Origin of the sequence: Bradyrhizobium sp. 190 (genome assembly GCF_023073415.1) — a bacterium.
Taxonomy (GTDB): Bacteria; Pseudomonadota; Alphaproteobacteria; order Rhizobiales; family Xanthobacteraceae; genus Bradyrhizobium.
The window spans coordinates 583,442-604,606 of the sequence record NZ_JADPJL010000012.1; the positions used below are offsets into that span (position 1 = coordinate 583,442).

At 61.5% G+C, this 21,165-nt stretch carries 16 protein-coding genes; 5 read left to right on the forward strand and 11 right to left on the reverse strand.

Annotated elements, in window-relative coordinates; genetic code table 11:
- Positions 1–73: 73 nt before the first annotated feature.
- The 4 genes from IVB22_RS11875 to IVB22_RS11890 all read left to right on the forward strand — a co-directional run bounded on the left by IVB22_RS11875 (position 74) and on the right by IVB22_RS11890 (position 6,163).
- On the forward strand, positions 74–1,144 hold the full coding sequence (locus tag IVB22_RS11875; RefSeq protein ID WP_247517496.1) for a PAS domain-containing protein: 1,071 nt from the start codon (positions 74–76) through the stop codon (positions 1,142–1,144).
- Between the two features lie 316 nt (positions 1,145–1,460).
- A complete protein-coding gene (locus IVB22_RS11880; RefSeq protein ID WP_247517497.1) occupies positions 1,461–3,128 on the forward strand; it encodes a PAS domain-containing methyl-accepting chemotaxis protein in 1,668 nt (555 codons plus the stop codon).
- Positions 3,129–3,169: 41 nt separating this feature from the next.
- Positions 3,170–4,894, forward strand: coding sequence for an EAL domain-containing protein (locus tag IVB22_RS11885; RefSeq protein WP_247517498.1), 1,725 nt, complete (start codon positions 3,170–3,172; stop codon positions 4,892–4,894).
- 447 nt (positions 4,895–5,341) lie between these two features.
- Entirely contained in the window at positions 5,342–6,163 is an 822-nt protein-coding gene (locus tag IVB22_RS11890) for a class I SAM-dependent methyltransferase (protein WP_247517499.1), read from the forward strand.
- A gap of 25 nt (positions 6,164–6,188) precedes the next feature.
- Here IVB22_RS11890 and IVB22_RS11895 read toward each other — a convergent pair whose 3' ends face one another.
- From IVB22_RS11895 to IVB22_RS11910, 4 genes are read right to left on the reverse strand one after another with little or no spacing between them, the layout of a single operon-like run.
- Positions 6,189–6,602, reverse strand: coding sequence for a hypothetical protein (locus tag IVB22_RS11895; RefSeq protein WP_247517500.1), 414 nt, complete (start codon positions 6,600–6,602; stop codon positions 6,189–6,191).
- The gene (locus IVB22_RS11900) at positions 6,599–7,828 is read right to left on the reverse strand and encodes a glycosyltransferase family 4 protein (protein ID WP_247517501.1); all 1,230 of its coding nucleotides are present in this window, start codon (positions 7,826–7,828) and stop codon (positions 6,599–6,601) included. The genes IVB22_RS11895 and IVB22_RS11900 overlap by 4 nt, the downstream gene beginning before the upstream one ends.
- The gene (locus IVB22_RS11905; RefSeq protein WP_247517502.1) at positions 7,791–9,068 is read right to left on the reverse strand and encodes a glycosyltransferase family 4 protein; all 1,278 of its coding nucleotides are present in this window, start codon (positions 9,066–9,068) and stop codon (positions 7,791–7,793) included. The genes IVB22_RS11900 and IVB22_RS11905 overlap by 38 nt, the downstream gene beginning before the upstream one ends.
- Entirely contained in the window at positions 9,065–9,859 is a 795-nt protein-coding gene (locus tag IVB22_RS11910; RefSeq protein ID WP_247517503.1) for a WecB/TagA/CpsF family glycosyltransferase, read from the reverse strand. Before IVB22_RS11910 ends, IVB22_RS11905 begins: the two co-directional genes overlap by 4 nt.
- A 204-nt stretch (positions 9,860–10,063) precedes the next feature.
- Here IVB22_RS11910 and IVB22_RS11915 point away from each other — a divergent pair, with 204 nt between their 5' ends.
- On the forward strand, positions 10,064–11,164 hold the full coding sequence (locus IVB22_RS11915) for an endo-1,4-beta-xylanase (RefSeq protein ID WP_247517504.1): 1,101 nt from the start codon (positions 10,064–10,066) through the stop codon (positions 11,162–11,164).
- A gap of 16 nt (positions 11,165–11,180) precedes the next feature.
- Here the strand turns inward: IVB22_RS11915 and IVB22_RS11920 are convergent, their stop codons facing one another.
- The 7 genes from IVB22_RS11920 to IVB22_RS11950 are packed head-to-tail and all read right to left on the reverse strand — an operon-like array spanning position 11,181 to position 21,001.
- Positions 11,181–12,620, reverse strand: a complete 1,440-nt coding sequence (locus IVB22_RS11920) for a lipopolysaccharide biosynthesis protein (protein WP_247517505.1) — start codon at positions 12,618–12,620, stop codon at positions 11,181–11,183.
- A 4-nt stretch (positions 12,621–12,624) separates the two neighbouring features.
- Positions 12,625–13,680 (reverse strand): acyltransferase, encoded by a 1,056-nt coding sequence (locus IVB22_RS11925; protein ID WP_247517506.1) that lies wholly within the window; start codon positions 13,678–13,680, stop codon positions 12,625–12,627.
- Entirely contained in the window at positions 13,677–14,783 is a 1,107-nt protein-coding gene (locus IVB22_RS11930; RefSeq protein ID WP_247517507.1) for an acyltransferase, read from the reverse strand. The genes IVB22_RS11925 and IVB22_RS11930 overlap by 4 nt, the downstream gene beginning before the upstream one ends.
- 41 nt (positions 14,784–14,824) lie before the next feature.
- Complete coding sequence (locus IVB22_RS11935) at positions 14,825–15,859, reverse strand: glycosyltransferase family 4 protein (RefSeq protein ID WP_247517508.1); 1,035 nt, start codon at positions 15,857–15,859, stop codon at positions 14,825–14,827.
- A gap of 18 nt (positions 15,860–15,877) precedes the next feature.
- On the reverse strand, positions 15,878–17,272 hold the full coding sequence (locus IVB22_RS11940) for a VpsF family polysaccharide biosynthesis protein (protein ID WP_247517509.1): 1,395 nt from the start codon (positions 17,270–17,272) through the stop codon (positions 15,878–15,880).
- Between the two features lie 2 nt (positions 17,273–17,274).
- Positions 17,275–19,593, reverse strand: coding sequence for an AAA family ATPase (locus IVB22_RS11945; protein WP_247517510.1), 2,319 nt, complete (start codon positions 19,591–19,593; stop codon positions 17,275–17,277).
- Positions 19,574–21,001 (reverse strand): outer membrane beta-barrel protein, encoded by a 1,428-nt coding sequence (locus IVB22_RS11950; RefSeq protein WP_247517511.1) that lies wholly within the window; start codon positions 20,999–21,001, stop codon positions 19,574–19,576. The genes IVB22_RS11945 and IVB22_RS11950 overlap by 20 nt, the downstream gene beginning before the upstream one ends.
- Positions 21,002–21,165: the final 164 nt, after the last annotated feature.

Sequence of the window (21,165 nt, forward strand, 5' to 3'; positions counted from 1 at the left end):
GTCGAGGCCGTCTGGCACCAAATCGCAAATCGTTGGCACAACATAGCAAGATATTGCGGGCGCTGTCCCCTAAATGCTCCCGAAGCCGCGTCAATTTCTCTCCCCGACCCGAAGGCCGGGCGTCAACAGCAGGACCGTCGTCACCAAGGTGGCTGAGCAATTTATCGATCATCTCCGCTTTCTGGAGCAGAACTTGCACATCGGCCTCTGTCGGGTGGATCTTTCCGACAAGCGGATGGTCTGGTCTGACGGCATCTACGACCTGTTTGATCATGACCGCAACGTTCAGCCTTCGCGCGACGCCTTTCATCAAAGGATGCACCTCGCAGATCGGCGGGATCGGGAGCTGGTCAATGTTGCATTGCAGAGACGGACATCTTTCGACGACAAGTTTCGTATCATTCTCAGGGATCGACGCATCCGCTGGATGCGTGCCCGCGGCGAATTCCTGTTCAATGAGAACGGTCATCCCGATGTGCTTCTCGTTCTGATGGCGGATATAACGGCTGAACAAACCCACCGGGACCTGCTGCATACCAAAACGAAGCATCTGGAAGCCGTTGCAAAGCTGTCCGGGGCTACCGTAACAACGGCTGCGCCCAGCGGCAGGGTTACCAATGTGATCTACCGGCAGCCGTTCAGCAAAGATGCGAAAATGCTCGGAACGCGCTGGATAGAATGGGCGCAACCGGAAGATCGGGCTGAGCTTCTGAATCGCTGGCGGGAGAATTCCCAGCGGGGCGAAGAGTTCGAGTCCGACGTAAGGGTCTGCTTTCCTGATGGTTCACGGAGCTGGCGGAAAGCCAAAGCGGCGCCCATACGTTCTCTGGAGGGCGAGATCGTGGAATGGCTCGCGTTGAGCTTTGACATAGACGACGATCGAACCAGTCGGACACTGCTGGATCTGGATCGGCCGGCGACGGGAGCGCAGTTTCGGGCGGCGCGTGGCCTCTTAAGAATATCGGTGCAGAGACTGAGCGAGTTAACGGGTGTATCGATCGCCGTAATCCGCAGGCTCGAAGAACTTGACGGGGTATGCATGAACGGAATTGAAGAGCGTCGGCGTCTGCGTGCCGAACTTGAAAAGCAGGGCGTTGCGTTCCTCTTTCCAAGGGGGCTGAAGCCCACGGTCACGCTCCGATAGTATTATTTTCTCCTCCCGTTGTTTCCGAAATCTCTGCGAGATGGTGGCCAGCGGCAAATTCTGTGCGCGGAACGAAATATTCCCCGGCAGGGGCGCAAATTTTGCGGCGGTGATGGCGCCGCGCACAGCGCGAGCAGCGAATTTTGCGGATCAATCCGCAATTGGATGAAGATTTCAAGCAAAAGCGCTTAATTCTTTACAGAGTTTGCCGCGATCTAATCATCTGCAAGTCGGCATTCGAAATTTCCTTGTTCGGCGTGACAGTCAACCGACGACGTTCTGGTGACTTCATATCGCTTTGAGCGGGGAAAATTTCATGTTTGGACGCAATAGCAAGAATCTTTTTGAAAATGCCTTGGCTCAGGCGCAGGCGATCCGCAGGTCGCAGGCCGTCATCGAGTTCAATCTCGATGGCACGATCATAACCGCCAACGAAAACTTTCTGAAAGCGCTTGGTTACTCGCTGGATGAAGTTCAGGGCAAGCATCACAGCCTGTTTCTGCCGTCGGGTGAGCGGAATCTCGCTCCGTATCGGGAGTTCTGGGCGGCGTTGAACCGAGGCGAGTTTCAAGCCGCTCAGTACAAGCGAATCCGAAAAGACGGCACCCCGATCTGGATTCAGGCCTCCTACAACCCTGTGCTGGATCGTGCTGGCAAGCCCAGCAAGGTGATCAAATTTGCCACCGACATTACCTCCCAGAAGGCGACGGCCCTGGAGGATGCGGGCAAGATAGCGGCGATCGACCGGGCGCAGGCGGTCATTGAGTTCAACCTGGATGGCACGATCGTCACAGCGAACGATAACTTTCTGAAGACAATGGGATACTCGCTGGAGGAGATCAAAGGCAGGCATCACAGCATGTTCGTTGAAGCTGAAGTCCGAGGCAGCCCTGCCTATCAGGACTCGTGGGCAAGGCTCAACCGGGGCGAACTGCTTTCCGGAGAGTTCAAGCGTCTCGGCAAGAACGGCAAGGAAATCTGGATACTGGCATCCTATAACCCGATCCTGGACGACACTGGACGGCCGTTCAAGGTCGTCAAGTTTGCGTCCGATGTCACGGAACGGAAGCTGCTGGCTGCCGATACCAAGGGCCAGATCGACGCGATCAAGAAATCGCAGGCGGTGATCGAGTTCCAGATGGACGGAACGATCAAGTGGGCCAATCCCAACTTCCTGGGCGCGGTTGGCTACACGCTTGGCGAGATAGAAGGCAAGCACCACAGTATGTTCGTCGAAGCGCTCGAGCGTGCGTCGCCCCAATACGTTCAGTTCTGGCAAGCTCTCAACCGCGGCGAATATCAGGCCGGTGAGTACAAGCGGCTGGCAAAGGGCAGTCGCGAGATCTGGATAGAAGCATCCTACAACCCGATCCTCGACCCGAACGGGAAGCCATTCAAGGTCGTCAAGTACGCGGCCGACGTCACGGCGAAAGCCGTCGCCAGGATGAAAGCCGAAGAGGCCCGGGCGCTAATTGAGTCAGTCGCCGCTGGTAGCGAAGAGATGAGCGCTTCGATTCGCGAGATTTCGCAAACGATGGTCAAGTCCCGGGAGGTCGTCGTTGCCGCCGTGGACCAGGTCGGGTCCGCCGGCGCGCAGGCCACCCGCCTCAGCGCTGCAGCGGATTCGATGAGCGGAATCATCGAGCTGATAGGCAACATCACGAGTCAGATCAATCTGCTCGCCCTCAACGCGACGATCGAATCGGCCAGAGCGGGAGAGGCCGGCAGAGGATTTGCGGTCGTGGCGTCCGAGGTGAAGAGCCTGGCCAACCAGGCGAAGCAAGCAACCGACAGGATTACATCGGAGATCGACGCGCTCAACGGCGTGTCTGCGGATGTGGTGGGTGCGCTCGGAGCAATCAGATCGGCGATCAGCCATGTCAGCGAGTACGTCACGAGTACCGCGGCTGCCGTCGACGAACAGAGCACCGTGACGAACGACATGTCCACCAATATGCAGCGTGCGGCAGCCGCCTTGGCTTGATAGCGCGAGGTCGGCATAGCACGCTTGATTGAGTATGTCAGATGCGTTGGTTAAAGCAGTATTTCCACTATCGATTGTTAAGGCTCGTTTCTCCGTTCATAGCGGTCGTTTTGCTTCAAGCGTTTGTTGCTGGACTTAGTCTTGATGTTCTATCGGCGGTCAGAGGGTATGTTGCGGGAGAGGCGCACTGGTCCAGGGCTCAAAAGAACGCCGTCTATTTCCTGAATCTTTATTTGCATTCGGGCAAGCAGCCGTTCTTCGAGCAATACCAGGCTGCCCTGGCTGTTCCGCTCGGGGATCAAGCTGCGCGGCTGGCGTTGGAGCAAGATCAGCCTGTCGTCGAAATTGCAGAGGCCGGGTTTCTTCAGGGAAAGAATCATCCCGACGACATCCCGGGCATGATATGGCTGTTTCGCCATTTCAGGCAGATCAAGTATCTGGACGTCGCCATACAGCAATGGGCGGCGACCGACGCGATGCTGCTGGAGCTGGCAATATTCGGAGAAGCGATAAAGTCCGAAATGGAGCGGGATCTCCCGGCGGACAAGGCTCGCATTCAATTCCTTTCGTCGCGGCTCTACGAATTGAACGGCCAGCTCACCGAGCGTGCCAATACGTTCTCGGAGGTTCTTGGCGAAGGAGCCAGAGCTGTTAAGAACCTCCTGACTATCGTCAATCTGACCACCGCGACCGTTCTGGTATTGCTTATCGTATGGCATACGCGTCGGTTGGTGCTTCAGCGCGAGTCGTTTGAAGCGGCATTGCACGACGAGAAGCGGTGGCTTGCCTGGCAAGCCGCGCATGATCCCCTGACCGAGCTCGCGAACAGGCGGGAGTTTGAAGCCAGGCTTGAGGAGGCACTCCGATGTTTCAAGGTCGACGATGCACCTCACGCGCTCATCTTTCTGGATCTTGACCAGTTCAAGATTGTCAACGACACCTGCGGTCATCTCGCCGGTGACCGGCTGTTGCGGGAGATATCAAGCATTCTAAGTCGGGAGATTCGCCCGGGCGATGTGCTTGCCCGACTGGGTGGCGACGAGTTTGGCCTCTTGCTACCCGGTCGCCATTTCGAACTATTGGTCCGGCTCAAGGAAGCCTCCGGAAATGTCATCCTGCCGGCTGAGTTCATTCCGCCTGCCGAGCGATATGGCCTGATGCCCTTGATTGATCGTTGGGTCGTGCGCCGCGCCTTCAAGGAGCTTGCGGTACAACTGGCCAGGCCTGACGCCATTCCGATTGCGCGATGCTGTATCAACCTCTGCGGCCAGACATTCAGCGACGACGCCTTTATCGAATTCGTGAGGACGCAACTGGATCTCCACAAGATTCCGGGAGCCATGATCTGCTTCGAGATAACGGAGACGAGCGCGATTTCCAATCTGCAAGGCGCGCGACATTTCATTATGGCGTTGCGGGAGTCCGGTTGTCGATTTGCATTGGATGACTTTGGGAGCGGCATGTCCTCGTTCAACTATCTCAAGAATCTACCGGTCGATTACCTCAAGATAGACGGTTCTTTCGTGAAAGATATGCTCGCGAACCCGGTCGATCGCGCCATCGTGGAAATGATCAACCGGATCGGCAAGGTCATGAAAATGAGAACGGTTGCCGAATTCGTCGGGAGCCCGGCGCTCATCGAGGCGGTGCGCGAAATCGGCATCGACTACGCGCAGGGCTACGCGGTCAGCGAGCCAAGACCATTCCATTCCACTCATTCGTATCGGTCGCCACACAGTGTCCTGGCCGTGGGGGCGGCCGAATAAGCCTCGCTTTCTGAGGCCGAGGTCACGAGCCGGCTCGCTACGCGAGGCAGGCGGGCAAAGCGCTTCGAGAAATCCTAAATTTTGTTCGAAACAACGGGGCGGGTTCGTGCGTTGCCTTCCAACATGCCCTCCCGGTAACACCGGGCCGCAGCTTCCCGCGACATCCAGATTGCGACCATCCGAATTGTTCCCGGTCCCCGCATTGTTGCGCTGTCTGTGCATTCGAAATAGCATCGATCGCGAACCAGGTGCGGGCAGGGCAGAAGAAATGACATACGAGGCCCCTCTTTGCAGCTTTCTGCCGTCGACCGCTCGGTAGCGAATACGGAACCTACGCACTGGAAAAAGCGTCTTCGCTGCCCTCGCTGTTCGTCGGCGCTGCGGAACACGTGGTCACAGCCGTCCTGTTCGAATCGGACCTGCGATTATAGCAGGACGGGGTTTCCCATGGTCGGCGCGCAACCGGTGCTGATCGATTTTGCCGCCAGCATCTTTGAGCGCCGAATGTACGACGCCGAGAACGGCTCGGTGCTGCGGCGGGACGTCAGCCGCCGTTCCATCGGCTCGCGACTGCATCGTCTTACCTTCGGGGGTAACCCGGTGGCGGTCTCCAACAGCACGAAATTCATCGATCTGTTGAAGCAGGAGTCGCGACGACCGGTTGTGTTGGTGGTCGGTGGCGGGACGATCGGTTTGGGCGCCGACGAACTTTATCGGGATGATTCCATCGAACTCGTCGGCACCGATGTCTACGCCTCGCCGCACACCGTGCTGGTGGCCGACGCCCACAGACTGCCGTTCGAAGACGGCGTGTTCGACGGTGTCTGGGTGCAGGCCGTGCTGGAACACGTGTTGGAACCCGCAACCGTCGTTGCCGAGCTGCATCGCGTGCTTCGACAGGAAGGCCTGGTCTATGCCGAGACGCCGTTCATGCAGCAGGTGCACGAGCGGGCCTATGACTTCTCGCGCTTTACGCAGAGCGGTCACCGCTGGCTGTTCAGGCGATTTTCCGAGATCAGCGCCGGGCCGGTCGGCGGCGCCGGCGTGGCGCTGGCATGGTCGATCCGCTATTTCTCGCGCGCGCTCGGTGCGGGCGACAAGCTGTCACGCCTGATCGTGCTGCCGTTCTTCTGGATCAGGTATCTCGATGCCTTCGGCCGCGGCCGGGCCGCAGCAGACGCCGCCAGCGGCTTCTTCTTTCTCGGCCGCAGGGCCGAACAGGCGATGGATCCGCACGCCATGCCGGAATACTACAACCGGCAAAAGTGAGGTTTCGACACGCGGCGCGCGGGCCTTAAGAAAGGCCCTTGATCTTCTTGCATGGCGTCGACGAGGTCGACGACATCCGGGCGACGTCGGTTACGGAGCGGATGGAAAGTTTTTCCTTAGCCGTGATGAAGCGCAGCACGCCATGCGGATGAGCGTCGCAGAACTGCGCCAGCGTGGCGGCCGTTGCCGGAATGCTGTCCTGTTTGGGGATGACGGCGATGCCGCCATCCCTCAGCATGTACGCATCCTTCACGTTGGGCATGGATGATGTCGCGATGCAGACCTTGAACAGGTCGTTATAGGCCTGCGGTGTCAGGGCCAGATCGCCGCCGGGAGTGCCCAGGAGATATTCGCGACTCCTGCGGCAGTTCTCGCTATCCGCCCGCGCCGCACCGGTCGCGAGCGCCAGCAGCATCGCAGTCGCGACCAACAGCTTCATGCCACTGTTCCGATAGCGCGGGCCGCGGATGTACGCTTGCCGGCATAGGCCAGGCCATAGGTGGTCGCCGCGCAGCGTTCCCATGAAAGGGCGCGGGCATGGGCGGAGGCGCCGGCTGCGAGAATGGCGCGCAGGCCGCGATCTGCGGCGAGCTCTGCGATCGCCTGCGAGATGCTCTCCACCGACGGCGGCACGAGAATTCCGGTCTCATCGGCGAGCACGGCGTCAGGCACGCCGCCGACCTCGGTCGCGACGCTCGGCAGGCCGGCGGCTCCAGCCTCAAGATAGACCAGTCCAAATCCCTCCACCCGGCCGGTCGTGTCAGGCAGTCCGGTCAGGCAGAAGAAATCCGAAGCCGCGTAGAGATCGCGGATTGCCTCGTTCGGCTGCGGGCCGAGGAAGCGAATGTCGCAGGCCACCTGACCGGCAGCCTTTCGGAGTTCGCCGACATAATCGGCTTCCCCATCCGGTCCGATCACGAGCCATGCGATGCGACGGCGCAGATCGTCCGGAAGCCGCGACAATGCGGCGAGCGTCAGATGATGCCCCTTGCGGCGCGTGATACGCGCGACCGTGATCATCACCAGCCGGTCTTCCGGCAGACGATAGGCCAGGCGAATCTCGCGGCGTTTCCGTTGCGCGCCGAACCAGAATTCCGATACGCCGAGATTGATCGCGCTGATCCTGCGCGGGTCGACGGCAAACCGCTCGCGAAACAGCGTCTCGGTGAAACGGCTGTTGGCGACGACCTCCGTGCGCGGCCCGAACACGCCGGCGCCGCGGATCGCCATGCGTTTCAGCCGCGTCTGCGTTTCGTTGATCTCGGTGCCATGCACCGTCATCAATACCCGCGCCGGCGTTCGCCATCTGGAAAGCGCGAGCGGAATGAAGAACGGCCAATCGGCGGCATGGACCACATCGTATCGATCGCCGCGGACGCCGCGGCGCGCCAGCATGATCTTGGCCGGCATGTCGCGCATCGAATGGAGACCGCCGTGAAACCGAACGACTTCGAAGGGCAGGGCCCGGTCGTCGTCATCCGTCTGCCGCGCGTAATCGGGCGCCACCACCGTGACCTTTGCGCCGAGCCGGCTGGCGGCCGCCGCGATTTCGCGGGCGTAGGTCCCAATTCCTCCCATCGCGGGAGCGAACTCACTGGTCAACAGAAGGATGTTCAACCCGGCGCCCTCAATAGGTCGGCGCCGCGGCGGCAAGTCCGCGCGCATCCTGAATTTCCTGATGATAGCGGAACACCCGCGCGAGCTGGGTGCCCGGGGTGAACGACCTGATGCTGTCGGCGATCTGTACCGGATTCACCACGCCCGCCTCGATGGCAGTTTTGATATCGACGAACCGTTGGACGAGCGCATCCGCCATGTCGTCCGGACTGCCGTCCCGTGCTACCAGGTAGCCGCTGACGCCGGGGCGGATCACGGGTTCGAGCTGCGGCAGGTGCATGGCGACGACAGGACGGCCGACCGCCAGGGTCTCGAGCACGCAACGCGGCATGCCTTCGAACTCGGAGGTCAGGATGCCGGCATGTGCGCTTGCCAGCGTCTCCGCCATGCCAGCGGCATCCTTGAAGCCGTGGCGCACGGTGATGTCCTCTATGGCGGCGAATTCCTCGAACCGGTGTGGGTCGCTGGTGCCGATGTAGTGAAACCTGACATCGCCGTTCAATCGCCGCCGCAGGCGATCGATGGTGCGAAACATCAGCGGCGGATCCTTGAACTCGTCGAGCCGACCTGCGAACACGATCTGGAATGGTGACGAGTTCAGCGGCCAGAGCTGCGGTTTGAAGATATCCGTATTGACCCATGTCCAGAGCGTGTCGATCTTGTCCTTGCGGCGCGGATAGGTCTGTTGCAGCCGCTCGGTGATGAACGGATTGACGCAAAGAAACTTCTCGCTCATGGCGACGGCAAACCGCTCGCCGGTGTTGTGGACGAAGGCGTATTTCCGCAGCAGCGAATCCATCTGCAATTTCGGCGCGCCCTCGCCGTGAAGCATCTGCACGAATGGAAGCCGCAGGATCGCCGGCAGCCACGAAAATTCAACCCGCCGCAGATCGACCGAGCATCGCCTGGCGCGGATCAGCCTTGCGATCGGGCCGAAGTGGCGGAGCAACGCCATGAAGAATTGGCCGGTGAGAGATGAGCGGATCGTGCGGGCCGCTTCGCGCGCCTGCTGGTCCGAATAATGCAGGATGGGCAGGAAGTCGAAGCCGCGGCCGCGGAATGTCTGCCGGTGAAGCTTTCCCAGCTCCAGCTCACCCGTCGAGTCCACGCCGATGAAGAGGATATCGGTGTCGGTCGGATGGAAGGTAATGAAGTCGCGGATGTAGGTTTCGAGGCCGCCGACCTTCTCGCCGCGCGGGTCGAACGGATGAATCAGGCAGATCTGATAGCGCGGCTTGATACGGCTGGTGTTTCGCGCCCGTAGCGCCAAGGTCAATGTTGAAGTCATGCCGCTTTCCTCATGCGTGCCTGGACAATTTGCGGAATGGTTCGCGCAACAAGGCGCGGAACCACACTCATGCATCTGACATAGCGGGGGCCGAGCCGCCGCGGCTCGCGCAGCATGCGCCACGCCCATTCCAGCCCGGTTCTGCGCGCGATGGATGGCGCGCGACTCTGCGTGCCGGCAATGAAATCGAGCGCGGCTCCGATGCATAACACGCCGGTACCGTTCAGCTCGTCGAGGCATCGCGCCGCGAACAGTTCCTGCCGTGGTGCGCCCAGCGCGACGAAGCAGAGCCTGGCGCCCGAGGCACGAATGCTTTCGATCGCCGCATCAGCTTCACTGGAATAAGGATCGAACCCCGGTCCCGGTGCAAGGCATCCCGCGATCTGCAATCCCTTGAATCGTTCCGACAAACGCCGCGCCGTCGCGTTCAGCGTGAGCTCGTTCGCGCCCAGCAAAAAGACCGAGAGGCCTTTCTTTCGCGCCTCCGCGCACACCGGTTCAACGAGATCGGCGCCGGCCGTCCGCTCGATTCGCGTCCCCATGAGACGGCTCAGCACAACGATCGGGAACCCGTCGGCTGTGACAAATCGGGCACGGCGATAGGCGGCGCGAAAGCCGGCGTGTTGCTGCAGCTGAACAACGTGATCGAGATTGAGTGTGCAGACGCTGAAGTTGTCGCCGCGTTGCGCAGCCGACACGATCGACGACACCGCTTCCGGAAGCGATGGAACATTGATGGTGATGCCATCGACACTGAGGCTGGGCTGCAACGATATCGGCGGTTCCGCCATGTCGACCTCCTGACGATGATTTGATTGAGAGACGCGTTCACGCTGGACGATCGACATGCCCGTTGCTTCGCAGTGGGAACTGCCAGCCGAAAAATTCTCGATCGGCATCGTCACGAAATCGAACTAATGCGACGCAACGATGGCGATGTCGCAGCGTGAACGACAACATGCGGCGACGAATCATTCACATGATGGAGATCAGCTATGCAGGAGTGGTCGAGGCGAAATGCGCTCGCTCTCATCGCAGGTGCAAGCGTTGCGTCGTACGGGAAGAAGGCGTTCGCCGCGCAGCCTGCGCAGAGTCTGGGTGCCATCGCGGCACGCAACGGGATTGTGTTTGGCGCGGCCGCAGGTCCTGTCATCGACAAGGACCGTGCCTATCGCGAGCTCTATCAGACGCAGACGCGGATCGTTACGACAGACATTGCGATGAAGATGGGAACCATCGCGCCGCAGCCGGGGCCGAAGCGATTCGAGAGCGCGGACCGTCTGCTGCAATTCTGTGCAAGCAACAACATTCCGATGCGGGGCCATTGCCTGATCTGGAACGAATGGGTTCCGCAATGGGTCAGGAACATGAGCGGCGCCGAGCGCGAAAAATTCTTCGATTCCTATATCGAGGAAGTAGCTGCCCGCTATGTAGGCAAGCTGCACTCTTGGGATGTCGTCAACGAGCCGTTCTGGCCCGGGCACAAGGCGCCCGGCGGTTACAGGCTCGGTCCATGGTACGACACGTTCGGCACGGGGTATGTTCGCCGCGCCTTCGAGCGTGTGGCGATGGTCGACCGCAAGACCAAACTGGTTCTCAACGAAGCACAGAGCGAACGCGACGATGACGTCGGCCTCGCGGTTCGCCGCGGCTTGCTGCAACTGGTTGATGAATTGAAGCAGGCCGGTGTGCCGCTGCATGCCGTCGGATTACAAAGTCACCTGCAGCCGCGGTATCCGCACGACCCCGGACGTTTTTCCGAGTTCCTTCACGCGCTCGCCGGACGTGGCGTCGATATCTATCTGACCGAGTTCGACGTGCGCGACGATACGTTTCCGGATGACATCGCGGCCCGCGATGCCATGATCGCCGAGACGGCCGAGAAGTATCTGAAAAACGCGCTGCGCGTTCCTGCGGTCAAGATGGTGATTGCCTGGGAACTTGCCGATAACTACTCGTTCTATACCGATGCGGCAAAAAAGAAGGATCCTCTCGCGCAACGGCTGCCCCGGCCGCTGCCGTTCGATTCGTCGATGCAGAAGAAGCCGCTCTGGTTTGCGATGGCGCGCGCCTTCGAGAACGCCAGAAAGTCTTAGGCACGAATCGTATCGCTCATGCCCCCGAATGCTGGGGGCGTGGGCGGAGCATCCGCACCAGCGTTGGCGCGTAGAGCAGGGCGAGCGCTCCGAAATAGACGGCGGCGCCTGCCGCGACATGTGCCGCCAGCACAGCAATGGTGCGGGCTTCCGGGAAGATCCGCAACAGTGCCGCCATCGCAATCGTGGCCAGCGCGATGCGCACGAGATGGCCGACCGGAAGGCGCAGGCCAAACCGTGTAATCCCGATCGAGAAACTGACGCTTGCCGCGGCCAGCGCCGCCAGCACGGTGGCGCCGGCAACGCCGGTGAGGCCCCAACGCGGCAGGAACAGGGCGCTCAGCACCACGGTCGTCAATGCGTCGATCGCTGCAATGGCCATCATCCAGCGCGTGCGGTTCTGCAGCAGAAATACCTGGTCGCCGAAATGGGCGCGCAGATTGCGGATCGCGCCGGCGAGGGTGGAGAGCGGCAGGACCGCGAGCGTTACCGCTTGAAACGGCGCTGCGATCAAGAGGTGGACGATCTCCGTTCTCAGCATGAATATGCCGGCGAGGCTCGGCGCCAGTATCGCGACCAGGAGCGCGCTGTTGGCGGCAAGCTGGCGCATGCCGGCCTGGCTGCCCTCCTGTTCCATGCTCTTGACCGCAAGCGGGAACGCGGCGGCGGTCACCAGCATGGCCGCGACCGCCGCGGCGCGTTGGCCGAGGCCGTAACCGACCGCGAACAGTCCGGCTGCCGCAACGCCGGACATTTCGTTGACGATGAAGCGCGACGCATTGAGGCCGACCCAGCCGAGCGCGCCGCCAACGATCAGTGGAATGCCGTAGCGCAGCGCCTGCACGACGATCTCGCGGTCGATTGGCCAGAGCCGGTAGCCGTTGCGGAGTGTGGGCATCACGATCAGCGCCGCGGTCAGTTGCGCCGCGGCGTACCCCGCAAGCGGCCACTCCGCCGATTGGCCGAACAATCTGATCAACAGCAGGCCGGCGACAAATCCGACCGACGGCCCGAATACCTGCTGGATCGTGTAGACCCTGATCTGCTGCTGCGCGCGGGCGCGCTCGCCGATGTAGAGGTTGAGGGACCGGGTCATCACATAGGCGATGGCGGCAAGGAGAAGGCCCGTTCTGGCGTCGGGCGCAATGACCAGAAGCAGGATTCCGACGACGGCCGCGCTCTGCAACGCAATAGATACCAGCAACACCGCGTTTTCGGTGCGATAGAAGCGCGGCGCGTCGTTGGCGTCTTGATACCGTCCGAGGAAGCGCAGCGCATATTGCGACCACCATGCGAGAAAGCCGATTTGCAGCAGTTCGTGCGTGGCGGTGATCAGCGTGATGACGCCGAGCGTGTGTTCGTCGACGACATGCGTCCATACAATCATCGCCAGAAGCTGGAACAGCGGTCCGACGAATTGCGCGGGCAGATAGAGCAGGGTGTGTTTCAGGAGCATCTGTTCAGGCCCCCAGCCAGCGGCAGAGTCGGGGAGAGGCCAGTTGCCGGACGGCCAGCAGCGCGGCGGTAGAGAGGAGGGCGGTCAAGCCGCAGCAAACGGCAAAGCTGGCGACGTCGCCGAGCTGGCGCAGCGGGGTGTGATCGCGCAGCGCCATGACGATGAAGATGTGCCAGAGATAGATGAAATAGCTACCCGAGCCGAACCATCCAAGCAGCGGCGAGTTTGGCTCGATGGCGAACAGCGCAACGCAGAACAGAGCTGCATAGAGAAAGAATGCCATCGAATCGTAGGTGGCGGCATCGCCAAGGCCGAGAATGCGCACGGAGGCATAGAGCATGTAGGCCGCCAGCATGGCGCCAAGCAGCGCGCGGCGCATGCCCTGGTCGCTCAGGTCCGCGAACATCGCGGTCAGCGCGCCGAGCGCGACAAAGGAGAACCAGAACGGAATGTCGCGCGTGCGGACTTCGTCGAGCAATGCGTCCGAGGCGCCGAGTCGGGATATAGCCGGGTCGAGATAACTGCCGGCAAGCAAGCCGCAGCCGATCGAGAGGATCAGCAGAGACGCGATCCGCTTTCTTGAATCCGGCTGTCCGGCACCGCCAACCGCAAAAACGAACCATAGGCCGAGCGTGCAGCAGACATAGACGAAGACGTAATAGTAGACGAAGACGTATCCGAGAGCGAACCGGGCGAACGCCGTGCCAATGCGATGATCCATCGCCGGGTTGTGCAGCGCCATGTAGGCATAGGCAGCGGCGAACGCGATTGCGTAGGGAATCAAGGCTGCCTTCAACCGCTTCGCGAGCGGTACGCGGCCGGAAAGCGCCGTCAGATATCCTGATACGAACAGGAATACCGGCACGCAGGGCCGCAGTGCCGCGTCGAGGGACTTCGCCCAGACAGCATCGAGCGGCTGCGGCAGCGAGTGGATTCCGATCACCATCAGGATGGCGATGCCGCGCATGGCGTCGATGACGCCATCGCGGCTTCTCGCCGACGCCTGCGCGACGCTCAGGGATCGCGGATGTTCCGATATGCGCTCCACGACCGTCATCATGTGCTCTCCTGCCGCGAGATGACGGGAGACGGTGCGGGCCTGATGGCGCGACGATCGTAAGCCTCGGTCAGATAGCGCCGCAGCGGCGTTTCGAACGTGCGCAGCGAGACGACGCTCGCGAATGCAAGAACGATGATCGCCACCGGCGCAAGGATCAGCCGTTCATTGGGCGACAGGGAAAGGAGGCGGGATCCAAAGGTGATGATGACGGTCGCCACCGGAATATGCAGCATGTAACAGGAGTAGGTCAGCGGCGACCATCGATCGAAGCGGAACCGCGACAGCAGTGTCTCGCGTTCCGCGCAATCCACCTGAACGGCAAGCATTGCGATGGCGTAGATCGCGATCAGGGCAGTCATCGTCGGCAGCCACGAGCCGAGCACGATGAACGCCACGAGCGATGCGGCCAGTGCGCCGGGAATTACGGGCCAACGCGCGATCCGGTCGCGAAACAGATAGCAGGCCATGCCGAGGTGGAAGGCAGGCAGCGCCCTGAAGGCGCCGCCCTGGTTGATCCAGTCGGCCCACGGCGTCGTTCCTGCCGCCCATGCCCAAAGCGAGTTGGCGAGCGCGGCGACGACCACGACCGCAATGACCGCCTCCTTGCGGCGCTGCGCGATCAGCGCGACAGCAGGGAAAAGCAGATAGCAGAACATCTCCGCCGATAGCGACCAGCTCGGGAAGTTGAACGTCAGGCGCTCGCCGATGAAGGCGTGAAGCAGCAAAAACTGCGCGGGCAGGTCCGAAAGCGGGTAGCGGGCGGGATTATCGGTTCGGGCGGCGCCGAAATGAAGCGCGCCGGCAAGCGCCACATAAAAAGCCAGCGTGGCGAGATGCAGCGGATAGATGCGGGCGAGGCGACGCCAGAGGAAGCGGCCGATCGATGCGGCATCGTTGACGCGGCCGAAATATTGACGGGCGATGACAAAGCCGGAGACCACAAAGAACAGATCGACGAACAGATTGAAATGCCAGGTGCGAGCGACCATGAAACGGCCGGTGGGTACGTCCTTGAAGTAATCGGAATAGTGAAGGATCACCACGGCACCGGCCGCAATGATCCGCAACCCATCCTGATGCCTTGTGGTGCTGGTGTCATGCAAGGCTGCGGTACTCCGGACTCGGATTTCCTGGAACGTGCTTGTCAGTTGGCAAGACGGGCGATCAGGCTGATGACCGCTTCGCGGTCGCCGCTTGCCAGATCGTTCCAACGCTCCAGATTTTGCTCCGCCAGCATCACGTATTGGGTGCGCCAGTTCGCGTTCGATAGCGCAGCCGCGATCCGTGCGGCCGCGCGGGCGGGATCGGCGGCATCGATATGGATGCCGGACTCACCGAGCACCTCGCGGAAGATGGCGGCATCGGGGGCGATGATCGGCAGGCCGGCGTATTGCGCCTCCAGCAGCGGCAATCCCAGGCCTTCGTCATGCGAGGTGCAGATGAACAGGTCGGCGGCGTCAAGCAATTGATTGACCCGCTCAGTGGACTGATATCCGTGCAGCGTAACGCCCGGTTGGCACTCAAGCGCTTGCCAGTCGTCGCCCCATCCCGGTCTGCCGACGATGTCCAACGTCGCTTCCGGAAATCCCTTCATGCGCAACGCGTCGAGGATTTTCGCCGCCGCTATGAAATTCTTGCGCGGCTCCACCGTACCCAGCGCGATCAACCGAAGCGGTTTGGGCTGCCCGCTGCGTTCGCCGCGTTGTCCGGGGTCGAGGCCAAACACGTTGCGGACCGAAGGCCGATAGAGCGTCACCTCCGCGTCGGGCCGGCAATGCGCGGCAAGCTTGCGCCTTGTATCGCCGGAATTTGCAAGAAAACGCGGATAGTGGCGCAACGCGAGCTTGAAGGGCCCGGCCATGTAAAGTCGCGCCCGCATATTGAGCTCGGCGCGCCGCGTGATCAGAAAGTCATCGTGGATATAGGGCAGCACCCGCGATGCGAACGGCCGCAACAGCGGGCTTGGCGGAAAGCCCGGACACAGCAGGATCGAGGACGACGCCGCAAGCCGCATCGGCAAACCCAGGGTCTGCGTTGTCAGCATCTGGCGAAGACCCTGCGCCTTCACCGGCACGACATCGAGCGGCGCAAGCGCGGCCTCGGAGAACAGCTCCAGCGTGATGCGTTCGAGGCCGGTGACGTGACGTCCGAGATGGGTGTTGTCGACATAGATGGTCATGCGAAAGGGAATCCCGAGTTAAGCCGGAACGTGCCGGTAGCTGATAGGCATGCGGACTTGCTGGGGCGCGGCAACGCGCCGCGGCTCGCGCGGCAGCAAGACCGAAATGAGGATCACGAACTGCGCGAGCTGAATGTTCTTCGACGAGAAGCTCACCGAACTGGCGGCGATGATGACGATCAGCACCACGATGGCCCACGCCGCCCCGTTTGAGCGGCGCAGCAATTCGATGAAGAAGCAGACCAGCCCGACCGTCAGCACGATGGTGTGGACGAGGCCGAACTGAACGACGGAGGCAATCCAGAAGTTCTCGATGCCGTAGTTGAGGCCGAGTTGGGACTGCAGCGCATTCACCCGAGCCGGGTTGGGGCCGAGGATCAGTTCATGCCAATCGAAGTGCGAGAGCAGGCTGAAGGTGGCGTAACGCGCCAGCGTGCTGCCCTTGTCGGACGAGAAGCGCAGCAGCATCTTGTCGAAAATGCCGAGGTCGAGCGCGGCGAATACGATGGCGCCTGCTGCAAACAGCACGCAGATGGCGAGAATTGCCGCGGGAAGCGGCATTCGTCTTCCCCGCATCAGGCGGAACGCCTCGAACAGCCCGACCAGTCCGATCATCGCCAGCACCGTGACCAGCGACGTTCGGCCGCCGAAGGCCATCAGCGATCCCAGGGAGAATGCGATCAGCGGCAACCGCACCAGCAGCGGCGGACAAATCGCCGGACGGAGCACCAGCGCCAGCACATAGGCGCCCACGATGCCCGATGCCGTGAGCGGGTGGCCCAGCAGCGCCGCGGAACGCCATTCTCCCATCACCACGACGTCCCCGAGCGTCAACGGGATCAGCCGATGGCCGGAGAAGTACTCATAGTATCCGATCACCACGTTCAGCAGGATCGTGAAATGAATGGCCCAGGCCAGCGGGCGTTTTTGCGACGGTGACAACTGCCACATCACCATTGCAATCAGGATCGGCAGTAGGAACGTGTCGATGATGACCGTGAACGGGCGTTCGAGCACGACCACCTGGATCAAGAGAAACAGCCAGCAGAGCAGATAGGCCAGCAGCAGCTTCGATTCGGAGAACATCCGGTTGATCTCGCCGACCGGGCCGCGGCTGCGTATCAACAGAAGAGAGAATGCGAGCAACGTGAAATAGGTCGCCGGGTGCAGCTTTTCGTAGAAATTTCCGCCCGCCGTCATGTAATGGATTTTGAAGTTGGTCAGCACGGACGATGAAGCCGTGAACGTTGCCATCACGGCCAGCAGCATCAAGCCGGCCGCGATCCGTTTGATGAAGGCGTCGGCATTCGCAGCGCGCCCATGCACATAGGAAGCTGGCCGCGGCGCGGGCGATGCAAGAGGGAGACGATGCACCCGTGCCACGCCGGCTGGTCCGTTCAACGGTCCGCGCATTCTCACCGCGCCGCTCCGGCATGCAGGCGCGCGGCGCCGTACGGCTTGAGATAGGCCGAGCTGCGGTAATAGTCATAGAACTGCAGGCGGCTGAGATCGACGCGGGTCAACACCGTGCCCATGACCCGGTCGCGTACCGGGGACAGCAGGTCCATGGCATGGGACAACACCTCACCCGGAGTCTGGTCCCAGGCCAGCGCCAGAATGATGCGATCGGCCAGTTCAGCGAGCGCGCGGCCATCGACCAGCGGCACCAGCGGCGGCGAGTCGATCACGATCAATTCGTAGCGGTGGCGGAAGTAATCGAGCACGTCGACGATCCGGTCGGAGAACATCAGCTCCGTGATGAATTCGACCTCCTTGATGGGGGTGGACGGCAGAATCGAAAGCCCGGTGCTGGGATCCACCAGAATGGCGCGCTCCGGCGCGACGTGGCCGATCGCGACTTCCAGCAGCCCGGCATCGGCGCGCGGACAGAGCGCGCGGGTCACTTGCGGGTTACGAAGATCGCCGTCGATGAGGAGGGTTCGGATGCCGAGCATGGCCAGCGACTGCGCCAGGTTGATCGCGAGCGTAGTCTTACCCTCGCTGTCGAGCGCGGAGGTAACCTGCACGACCTTAACAGGCTGCGATCGCATCGTCCGTTGCAGCGAAAGGCGAACGGCGCGGATGGCCTCGGCGAAAAACGTGCCGGGCTCGTCGATCGCGTAGCGCGTCAGGGGCGGCTGCAGCGCCGGTGGCAACAGCCCTGTCGCCTTCGGATCATAGCGGCCGAGTTCGCTGCGTCCACGCCGCGCGAGACGAGCCAACTCGCGCGCGCCAATCAACGGAACCGCGGCAAGGGCGGGCACGCCCGCAATGGCTTCGGCCTGTTCGATCGTCTTGACGCGGCCGTCGAGATAGTCGGTGAGGAACGCCAGCACGCAACCGGCGCCAAGGCCGAGCATCACGGCAAGGCCCAGGATCAGCATCGACTTCGGCGATGACGGCCTGATCGGAATGCTGGCCTTGGTCACGATCCGGGAATCCGGCATCTCCAGGCTCTCTTGCGCCGTCGTTTCCTTGGAGCGTGCCAGATAGGATTCATACTGCGTGCGGTTGGCCTCGGCCTCGCGCTGCAGTTCGCGCAAGCGCACCTGCGCCTGGCCGGAGGACGTGGACACGCCCTGGAGCTGATCGAGGCTTTGCTGCAGCGACGTCTCGCGGGAGCGGGCCACGTCGTAATCGTGCTTCGTGCTCTCCAGGATTCGCCGGATTTCCTCGTTGATCAGCCTCTGGGTATCGCGCCGCTGCGCGCGGACATTGGCGACGAGGGGGTGACGCGCGCCGTATTTGCTCGACAGGTCGGCTTCATTCTTGGCGATGTCGGCATACTGGGTGCGCAGTTTCGTGATCATTTCCGAGGAAATGGCCGCGTTGATGCCGCCGGGATCGCCGCCCGATTTCGCGATGTCCTGGACCTGCTCGTACTTGGCCCGCGCCTCCGCCGTTTGCACGCGCGCGGCGATCAGCTTGTTGTTGAGATCGGTGAGCTGTTGGTCGTTCAGCGTTACGCCCTGCGACACCATCAGATTATTGGCGGAACGATAATCCTCGACCGCCTTTTCGGAGGCGACGACCCTCGACTTCAATTCGTCGATCTGGCCGTTGAGCCAATTGGCGGCAATGCGCGTGGCGTCGTATTTGGCGCGAACCTGTTCGTCGAAATACGCGTCCGCAACCGCGTTGGCGATGGTCGCGGCTTTCTGCGGCGATTCCGAATTGACGGCGATGTCGACCAGGAAAGTGGTGCCCTGCCGCGTCACCTTCATCCGTCTCTGCAGGATCTCAACCGATCGCGCCCTCGCGGCGTCTTCGGGGCTCGCCCTGTCGCTCGGCCCGCTGCTGCTGCTGCTGAACAGCCGCTTGATCGGATCGAGAAGGCCGGGCTTTGGCTTGAATTCCGCATCTTCCGTCAGCTTCAGCTTGCCGACGACGCGTACCAGTATCGCAACCGACTGGATCAGAAGCGCCTGGCTTTCGATGGTCGCATCGTCGGTGCCGAAATTCGACAGTACCGACTGGTTGGTCTCGACGACATTGGCGCGGCGCGGATCGACCAGCACGGTCGACGTCGCCGTATAGAGGGTGGTGGCGAACAGCAGGTGGGTCACCGCGAGCCCGAGCAGGACCAGGGCCGGCAGCACCGCCATCTTGTAGCGGCGGCGCAGAATGCGGCCCATCTCGCGCAAATCGACGGTCGGATACTGCCAGCTTTCGGCCGGCCGGCCCGGAGACTCGTCGGGTATCACATAGGGCAGGTCAGAATTGCGCTGTAACATTCATTCCTACCAGGTGTTTGTCGTAGCTGTAGACGGGAATGTCGCTGTCGCGCTTGGTGTAGCGGTAGTAGGCGGAAACGGCGGAGAAGCGATTGACGAGGTATTTGACGCGCGTGTCCGATGTGAGCACGTTGTCCTTGCGGAGCTGACCGAAGAACTTGTCGTTCTCGTAGCCGCCCCCGAGCGACACGATGACGTTGCGCCGCAGTTCGTAGTCGAGCCCGAGCTGCACTGCGTTGGCGAGCACGCCGGTGGCACTGGTGTCCGTGGTCTGCGTGATGAGCTGCTCGGCATTGAAGTGCACGTCGAGCAGGCGCGTTGGCCGCCATGTCAGCCGCGCACGGTAGGAGGGGCCTTCGATGGTGCCGATCGACGGATCGTCAAAACGCTGCTGGACATAGCCGGCCCCGAATTCGCCGGTCACCAGATTGCTTAAGCCGACCGTGATGCCGGACAGTGCGCGATAACCTTGCGAGTCCAGGGTATGGCCCGGCGTTCCCCTGATGTCGCGCTGATTGCCTTCCACGCCGCCGAACCAGCCGAGGGTGGACGAGATCGCATAGTCGATCCGGCTATGAAGCGCGTAGATCTGCCCGTCGCGGGCGTCCTGGTTGATGACGCTGCCGTCCTGCGCGCGCGTCGACCCGAAATCGTAGGAATCCGTGCGGAAGCCAACCGATGTCGTCAGTTTGTTGAACTCCTTGCGCAGCGTGACGTCGCCGGACATCAGATTATAGGGCGTCGGCGATATGGCGTTGGCGGGGGAATTGAGCGTGCCGACGCCTTCGTTCAGATGCGCGATCTGAAAGCTGCCGAGCAGCATCGTGTCTTTCGTGATGTCCAGCCAGCCATTGCCCTTCAGGCTGGCATTGTTCTGGTTCAGGCTCGAATTCTGGTTATAGACCGTCGACTGCGCATCGAGCTTCAGATCGACGCCATGCCGTCCCCATAACGAGTGCGCGCGCAGCGTCGGCTCAATCACGGCCGCGATATCGGAACGTTTCGTGCTGTTCGACGCAAAGACGTTGCTGTCGTAAAAAGTGCCGGCGGTCAGTGACGGGTTGAACATCCAGGAGCCGGAGCGAATCCCGACGGGTTCATAGCCAGGCTGTTGTCGCTTCTTCACCGGCATATCCTCGGGCGGTATCTCTTCGCGGTTTTCGGGATCGGTCCGATCCGGCAGCGATGATGGTTCAAAGATCTTCTGTGCGTTCCAGGGCGATGCGAATTCTCCGCTGGTCCATGGAATGGCCTGTGCGTTCGCCGACGAGCCAAGACCGAGCAGGATTGCAGCCGCCGGCGCGGGCAAGAGGTTGAAACGGCATCGGGCGGGCACGCGTATGAAGCGGTATCGCTCTCCGCTTCGTCCAGACGCGTTCCACCATGCAAGTGCAAACTCGAATCCCATCACCCATCCCTTGCGGGAACTCGAAGGCGACGAACACTTAACGGGCGAAGCCCATCGCTCAGAAAATGATCGTCGACTGCGCATAAGAAAGGCATGCCTCATACTCGGTACGCGGGCGCAAGATTTTGAGTTGTGTGATTGAAGTGATGCGCTCGCCTGCAACG